The sequence below is a fragment of the Candidatus Dadabacteria bacterium genome (assembly GCA_026705445.1).
Classification (GTDB): Bacteria; Desulfobacterota_D; UBA1144; order Nemesobacterales; family Nemesobacteraceae; genus Nemesobacter.
This window is the reverse complement of the sequence record JAPPAR010000044.1, coordinates 1-7651: the sequence shown is the minus strand read 5'-3', so window position 1 is coordinate 7651 and position 7651 is coordinate 1. Positions and strand designations below refer to the sequence as shown.

At 53.8% G+C, this 7651-nt stretch carries 7 protein-coding genes; 3 read left to right on the top strand and 4 right to left on the bottom strand.

The window, feature by feature from the left end; all coding sequences use genetic code 11:
* Positions 1-245: 245 nt before the first annotated feature.
* From OXG75_08290 to OXG75_08280, 3 genes are all read left to right on the top strand, one after another.
* A complete protein-coding gene (locus OXG75_08290) occupies positions 246-2861 on the top strand; it encodes a tetratricopeptide repeat protein (GenBank protein MCY3625967.1) in 2616 nt (871 codons plus the stop codon).
* A gap of 381 nt (positions 2862-3242) precedes the next feature.
* Positions 3243-4040, top strand: a complete 798-nt coding sequence (locus tag OXG75_08285) for a serine protease (protein ID MCY3625966.1) — start codon at positions 3243-3245, stop codon at positions 4038-4040.
* Positions 4041-4054: 14 nt separating this feature from the next.
* Complete coding sequence (locus OXG75_08280) at positions 4055-4576, top strand: transposase (protein MCY3625965.1); 522 nt, start codon at positions 4055-4057, stop codon at positions 4574-4576.
* Positions 4577-4751: 175 nt separating this feature from the next.
* Here OXG75_08280 and pdxA read toward each other — a convergent pair whose 3' ends face one another.
* The 4 genes from pdxA to OXG75_08260 form a co-directional block, all read right to left on the bottom strand.
* Positions 4752-5702, bottom strand: a complete 951-nt coding sequence (gene pdxA, locus OXG75_08275; protein ID MCY3625964.1) for a 4-hydroxythreonine-4-phosphate dehydrogenase PdxA — start codon at positions 5700-5702, stop codon at positions 4752-4754.
* A 220-nt stretch (positions 5703-5922) separates the two neighbouring features.
* Positions 5923-6642 (bottom strand): hypothetical protein, encoded by a 720-nt coding sequence (locus tag OXG75_08270; protein ID MCY3625963.1) that lies wholly within the window; start codon positions 6640-6642, stop codon positions 5923-5925.
* Positions 6643-6880: 238 nt separating this feature from the next.
* On the bottom strand, positions 6881-7114 hold the full coding sequence (locus OXG75_08265; GenBank protein MCY3625962.1) for a hypothetical protein: 234 nt from the start codon (positions 7112-7114) through the stop codon (positions 6881-6883).
* A 21-nt stretch (positions 7115-7135) separates the two neighbouring features.
* Positions 7136-7354 (bottom strand): hypothetical protein, encoded by a 219-nt coding sequence (locus OXG75_08260; protein MCY3625961.1) that lies wholly within the window; start codon positions 7352-7354, stop codon positions 7136-7138.
* Between the last annotated feature and the right edge of the window lie 297 nt (positions 7355-7651).

The window sequence follows — 7651 nt, the reverse complement described above, 5'->3', positions numbered from 1 at the left end:
ATGGAGAAAAAACTTCAGGAGAAGGGATACAGAAGCCATGTGAACCGCAAGGGTTGCCGGAACAGTCCGCTTGGGACGCGGACTAAGCGTGCGAACAGGACTTCATCCGGGTGAGAGCGGCGGTTGGGCGCGTGTTCGGGGCGTGGGGGGTGTTAACCTCAAAATCCACTCGCATGTACGGGATCATGGTGTGGGGATTTTTCCCTTTTTATAAGGTGTTGTGCACCGGGTATGCTTGTTGCCCCATGACGAAAAATGGCGGGGAAAGAACAGTCGGTGTCTCAGCCGGACTTTTTACCCTAGCCCCCGGTTTGCGCGGCGACGCGTCTTTGCTGCTTGTTCTCGGATTGCTTGCGATTGGGAGTTACCTGCCGGCTCTTTGGGGGGAGTTTGTATGGGATGACTTCCTACTGATGAAACTTGACGCCGTATCGAGCTGGAGCGGGATCTGGCAGATATGGTTCAATCCCTCAAGCGCCTATCTGCAGGGAGACGCGGTGGAGGGTCACTACTGGCCGCTTCTCTACACGACTTTCTGGCTGGAGCACAAGCTCTGGGGCTTCAACCCTCTGGGCTATCACGCCCTAAATCTCCTGCTTCACTTCGCAAACACCGCGCTTTTGTGGCGTCTGCTTCTGCGCATGGGGGTTTCCGGCGCGTGGTTCGCCGCGGCGGTGTTCGCCGTGCATCCCCTGCACGTGGAGTCTGTCGTGTGGATAATTTCGAGAAAGGACCTGCTTTCGGCCCTGTTCTATCTCGGTGCCTTCTTTATGTGGATACGCTTTACCGAGGCGCCTCGCTTCAGGCGGTACGCGGCGGCGCTCGCGCTGTTCGGGGCCGCGCTGTTCTGCAAGTCGATCGCGGTCACCTTGCCGGCTGCGCTTCTCATTTTTCAGTGGTGGAGAAACGGCCGCGTCACTCCCGTGGACCTGGTGCGGGCGGCGCCGTTTTTTCTGCTTGGCCTCGGGGTCACGGGATTTGACACATGGTTCTACAAGACCAATGCGGCCGTTCCCTTCGACTACTCAGCTTACGAGCGTCTGCTCATCGCCTCGCGGGCCCTGTGGTTTTATCTTGAAAAGCTTCTTTGGCCGACGGACCTCGCGGTGATATACCCTCACTGGGAGATTGATCCGACGGACCCTTCCGGGTGGCTTTACTTCGCAGGGGCACTCGCAGTTGTCTTTGCGCTGTGGACGCTGCGTTTCCGGATCGGGCGGGGCCCGATGGCGTGCGCGCTTTTTTTCGCGGTCACGCTGTCTCCGACGCTTGGATTTGTCGACTACAGCTACATGGGGCTCTCGTTTGTGGCGGACCGCTATCAGTACCTTGCCGGTATCGGAGTGATTGTCTTTTTCACGGCCGCTGCCGTGCGGGCGGCCCAGAATATCCCCGCCGCGTCGCGCGGGGCGGGGATAGCCGGACTGCTTGTAATCGCTTTGCTCGGTCTCGCCGCCTGGAATCAGTCAGAAGTCTACAGAAACGAAGTTTCTCTGTTCAGGCATGTCATTTCCCTTAACCCCGATTCGTGGGTGGCCCATCAGAATCTTGGCATGGCGCTGGTCCGCCTCGGCGAATTCGAGGAAGCGGAAGTGCATACCCGTAGTTCCCTGGAGATTTTTCCGCTCAACCCGAAAGCCGTCCGGAATCTGGGAGAGGCGCTCAAGGGACAGGAGCGTTACGATGAGTCGCTTAAATGGTATCGCGCCATCGCCGCCCTGGAACCCGGCGAACCCCTGAATCACCTGGGCGTCGGATCCGTGCTTCTTGCTCTCGGCAAGTACCCGGAGGCGGTCTCGAGTCTTAAAAAGGCACTTGAACTCGGGCCCGCGCCTTTGGTGGTGCCGAAGGCTCACGCGCTTCTGGGGCAGGGGTATCGGAAAATGGGGCGCGACGGCGAGGCGGACAGACACTTCGATCTCGGCGCGGAACTGGGCATGCAGATGAAACCGCCCGACCCGACGGCCGTTTTTTTCCGGGCGGAGGATCTGCGGGAGCGCAAGCTTTACGAGGAATCGCTCAAGTGGTACCGGGATGCGGTCGACGCGGATCCGGCTTTCGCGCTGGCCTACGCGGGCATGGGAGATTCTCTCTACCAGCTGGGAAGCAACGCGGAGGCGATTTCAAGCATGGAGCGCGCCCTTGAGCTTGGGCCCCGTCTTCCGATAGCTTCCACCCTGCATCACCTCATTGGTCAGGCGTCACGGGAAATGGTTTCGCCTGATTCCGCACGAAACCGTGAAAGGCGCGCGGGGGGAGGAGGTTCGGGTGACGCGAGCATTGTTTTTTTCCGGGCGGAGGATCTGCGGGAGCGCAAGCTTTACGAGGAATCGCTCAAGTGGTACCGGGATGCGGTCGACGCGGATCCGGCTTTCGCGCTGGCCTACGCGGGCATGGGAGATTCTCTCTACCAGCTGGACCGTTACGCGGAAGCGGTTTTGAGCTTGGAACGCGCCCTTGAGCTTGGGCCCCGTCTTCCGATAGTCCCAACCCTGCATTACATGACAGGCGAGGCGCTGAGCGAACTGGGCCGTCACCAAGAGGCCGAACAGCATTATGAAAGTGCCTTGCGGGCATGGCCGAATTTCAAAGAGGCCTTAAACAGTCTAGCAAGGCTGCTTCTGGACCAGGAACATTATGAGGACGCGCTTGAGCGTTACAGGGCACTTGAGCGGATTGAACCAGAGAACGCGGACATACATTTGCAAATAGGCGTCGCGCTCTTTAAGGCCGGCAGGGTAGAAGAAGCCCTTGGGAGCTTCGAGCATGCCCTTTCCCTGAACCCCACTCTGGAGCCGGCGCTAAACTACAGGGAGCAGGCGCGGAGAAGCATGATGAAACAGTCTGAAGGGGTGCAATAAGCTTCTTGAGGGTGTGGGAATCCGTTTACACTGAAGGGCACCAGCCAGACTGAATGACGGCCGGGCAGCCGCCGAAAGAAAGAGACAATCCTGAATGAAGATGTATGAAGTAAGCAGTCACGCGTAACAGTAACTTTAACCGTGGAAGCGTCTGTTATCCCGCCTCCGCGATTACTTCATATCCAGTAACTTGTCCCGCGCTTGTTCGTCCATCTCGCTTCGGTATCCTTCTGAGGGCGCTTTTCCTTCCTCCGGCATTGTTTTGTATCCACACACACAGCCACCCTGTAATTTGACGGGGGGGATACACTGTGCTTCTGTCAACTGTAATCCTTAGAAAATGTGTGCGGAGCAAGGGTACGCTCTTGATAATTACGGACCATGTTAGATAGAAGATTTCTCCCGGCGTTTTTCGTACTTGCTGTTATGGGATTGGTTTCCTGCGTAACTGGCGTAACTGGTGAGAGAGTAGATACTCCACCCGAGCTTGAATGCGATCTTACCCTTACTTCCCAGGCAAGCGCGCAGGGAGAGTATGCAAGAGAAGATTATTATCCGGAAGTATTCATAAGCGACTTCTCCCGCGATTACGGTAATCCTGTATTTCCCACGGAACTCTCAGAAGATTATTACGATATCGCAAGAAAGGTAAGCCGTTCGGTATTCGAAATGGAATTCAAAGAGAAGGCCACCAATTGCACGGAACTAGTCGAGGCCCCGCTTGTTCGTGGCACGGGCTGGCTCATAGCCCCAAAGTATGTCGTTACCGCCGCACACAATATCGAGGATATCGAGAGATTCCAAATTATCTGCCTGAACACTTTTGACGGCGAAACCATAGAAGCAAAAGTAAAAGTAGTCTATAAGCATGTGCCAAACGATCTGGCAGTGCTTGAACTTGAAGAGAATGTTGATGCCGTGCCTATGAAGATTGCCGACCAAAGGCCCGGGAGAAACGAGGTTCTGATGGCAATAGGTCAGGACAGGGAAAAATCAAGAGGTCTCGGTGCTTGGACAGTTACTGCAGGGCCCGCGCTCAAGCTGGAAAGCGGATACGAAGATCCTCCAAGGATATTACCAAGAAGAATATCTCACGCACTGCCGACCGGCAAGGGGATGAGCGGAGGTCCGATATTTAACATAAGGGGAGAGGTAGTCTCCATAGTGTCGGCCGGGTAACAGACGCTGCGACAGTGTCGACGCCGAAGCGGAGAAACGCGAGGGATGAGAACGAGAGAATAAAGAAGGGAGAAGTTCCCGGAGAGAGGTGTTGCGGCTGCAAGAACCATGTGAACGTGGACGCAAGGAACAAGCTTACAAGAGGTTGCGGGGTGACCGACGCTTCCGTGCGTGACAGCCGGGTGCTTGAAGAGATGCTGGATGAGGATAACGGCGGCGAAGGGGTGTGGGCCGACAGCGCTTACAGTTCAAGGGAAACGGAGAAGAAGCTTAAGGAGAAAGGATACGGGAGCCATATTAACCGCAAGGGTTCTGAGAACAAGACGCTTGGGAGATGGGCGAAGCATGCAAACAGTATCTGCTCGGTGGCGGGGGTGAGGGTCGAGCATGTGTTCGGGGCGCGGAGCAACGACATGGGCGGGAGACTTTTAAGAAGCATAGGTGTTGTGAGAGCCGGGGCGTGCATAGGACTTAAGAACCTGGCGTACAGCATGCGGCGGCTGGTTTATCTTGAAGAAGCGGTGAGCGGGGGATAAGCCGGAGATAAGGGAGAAAATTGCTTCTGAGGAGCGGAAAATGGGACAAAAAGCAGCTTCGCATGAAGAAAACCCCCTTGGTTGAAAGGGAAAAATGGGAAGTTGTCCGCAATCTTGAGCCGCGAATCAATTTTTAGAAATGCCCGTTTGTTAATATGGCCGCTTAAGCACTTTACTACCTTACGTCGCATATCTCCATGGCTACTTTTACTGCCTGAATCATGCTCTCGGGGCGCGCAGCGCCCTTCCACGCTATGTCAAAAGCGGTTCCATGGTCAGGAGAGGTTCGCAGTATAGGCAGTCCCAGAGTTACGTTAACCCCGGTATCGAAAGAAAGCATCTTGAAGGGCACGAAGCCCTGGTCGTGGTACATGGCGACCACAAGGTCCCATTTGCCGCGAAGAGCGTCGTAGAAAAGGGTGTCCGCGGGAAGGGGGCCCTCGACGGATATCCCTTCGGCTCTCGCCCTCTCAAGAGCCGGAATTATATGCTCTTGCTCCTCATTGCCGAAAGATCCCGACTCTCCTGCGTGCGGGTTTAGCCCGCAGACGACTATCTTCGGATCTTTGACACCGAATCTTTTTCTGAGTTCCTGAGCGGATATGGAAACGGTCACGTAAACGCTTTCTTCCGTAATCATGTCCGGGACTTCGCGAAGGGGAACATGTATCGTCACGGGCGCTACACGGAACCTCGTTCCCTCAAAAAGCATTACTACGTTTTCTGAACCGGTAAGATCCATGAGCATTTCCGTGTGCCCTGGATAGGTGGAGCCGGCCATATGGATGGATCTTTTGCTTATCGGAGCCGTGACAATAGCCTTAACCTCGCCTGAGAGAGCCATGGCCACTGCCTTTTCTATACACGCAATAGACGCCCTGCCCGCTTTTTCGGATCTCACCCCTTCTTCAATATCCCCGAGCGTAAAATCCGTGGGGTCTATAATCGACAGGGGACCGCCTTTTCCGAACTCGCCGTTAGCCCTCTGGAGCACCGGTTCGCTTCCGACAAACAAGATATCGTATATATCCTCGAAAAAACCGTCGTAAAAAGCCCTTATGCAGACCTCCGGGCCTATCCCGTTGGGATCTCCCATCGTTACAGCTATTTTTGATTTTCCGCTCACGAAAACACCTCTTGATTTTTCTTCAGCTAGCTAGTGTCTGTCAGAAAACCCCTTCTCCCGTCGATTTTCCGACAGAATTCCAGACGGCATCAGGGTTCTGACTCCTTCCAAAACCCGAATGCCTTACAACACAACTAAATCATCCACTTTCTCCGATATTCTAACAAACCTCTCCACTTACCTCCTGCCAAACACCTCATCCTTTCTGTTACCAAGCTGCTTAAGCAGCTACAAGGAAACCCGGCTTGAGCCTCTTTCGCTCCTTCTCCCTCTCCCTGTTTCTCACAAGCACCCCAAGGCGATGGATATTAGCCGCAAGCACAGATAAAGCCACGCTCCTCGCAAACCCCTCCTTCCCGTGAACCCTTACCTTGTCACACCCCTCGTGATTCAACCCGTTTATCGCAGACTCCACAGCGGGATGCTGCTTCCTGGCTTCTATGAAATCCTCAGCCTCCTGCCTCTTCCTGTCCTCTTTCCCAAGCTTCCCCTTCTTCGGCATATAATTCCCCTCCAGCACCTCGTCAAGCCTCTTGCTGTTCTTCGGACTGTAGAACCCCTGATCAAAACTGCATGCCTTAAACTCCGTATACATCTGTGTGGTTTCCTCTATAATCGGTACGCACACATCCACATCGCTCTCTTCCCACATCACCCTGTGATTAAGAATGAACTGGTACTGGTCCTCCACTATGCACACAGGAACTCCAAATTCCACCACCACTCCCGCCTTCCCCTTCGCTATCCAGCACGTATGGGGCTCAAACACCGAGAACACCTTCTCCTCCTGCGGTATAACTTCCCCATACACAATACGCCTGCGTATCTGGTCAACCTGACGTATTGCGTGCGCTTTATAACGGCTTATCCTCTCAAACCGCCACGCGGGCGCCCCTGCAGCCACAAGCTCGCATAAAAGATTGTCCGCACGCCTTACCATCTCCTCGCATACACCGAGATACTTTTGCAGACTGCCCGGATTCCTATCTCTTCTCTTCTTCGTTCTTACCAGATTGTAAAGCTTCTCTATCTTGCCGGTCAGATGCCTGTGCTGACGCCAGCCATCAACTCAGTTAGCCTTTGCCGCCTCCCCGCACTCCCTGACAAGACACCTCACCGCGTCCCAGCTCAAGCCCACATCAGTCGGATATTCCACGTCGGTCTTGACGGGAAACGAATCACACCGACCTTGCAATCCTTCTCCAAACTTTTTTTTGAGACGGCGTGTCCACTATGGAGTTTATCTCCTTTAACAGCTCCCCACTCAGCAGCGACACGTTGTCTATTATTGTCTGAAGTTCGTACTTGTACTCATCCCCGTAACCACCGTGACCCAGCATCTGGCGAAGCAGCATATCATTGTTAGCAAGGTGATGAAGTCGATCATAGTCACAGCCAAGTCCCTGCTTCATTGCCCCGAGCACCACCACTCTCTACGCGTCCATTCCCGGACGGCCTGTGTGAAGGCTGACTTCGGGAAGAAACTTCTCTTCAAGCAGTGAAAACAACTTCTCCCTTGTCTCGATATTGACGTAAATGTGGTGCAGACCTATCAGTATTGCAGGAATATCGTCGCGTGACTTGATATCAAAGCGTATCTTCTCAATCGGCACTCCCCAGAACTCAGGCTGAAGGTTCATTATCTTTCTCATGGTGAATTCTCCGAAGATTTTTTGAAATGGCTCAATATGTTGATAATTTGAGTATAATTCTACCACATATGGAGAATCTTCACCAAGGAAAATCGACAATATTTTATTTCAACAAGTTAGACCTTTTCTGACAGACACTATCTATAACGTCACCCGGCTTGACTATATACTGCTTTCCGCCGGTTTTTATAACAGCGTGCATAACGCCCCTCCGCACTTTATAAGGGCATTATTGTGCCTGTTAAGGGCACTTCTAAAAATTAGTTTGCGGCTCAAGATTGAGGACAATTCCCCATT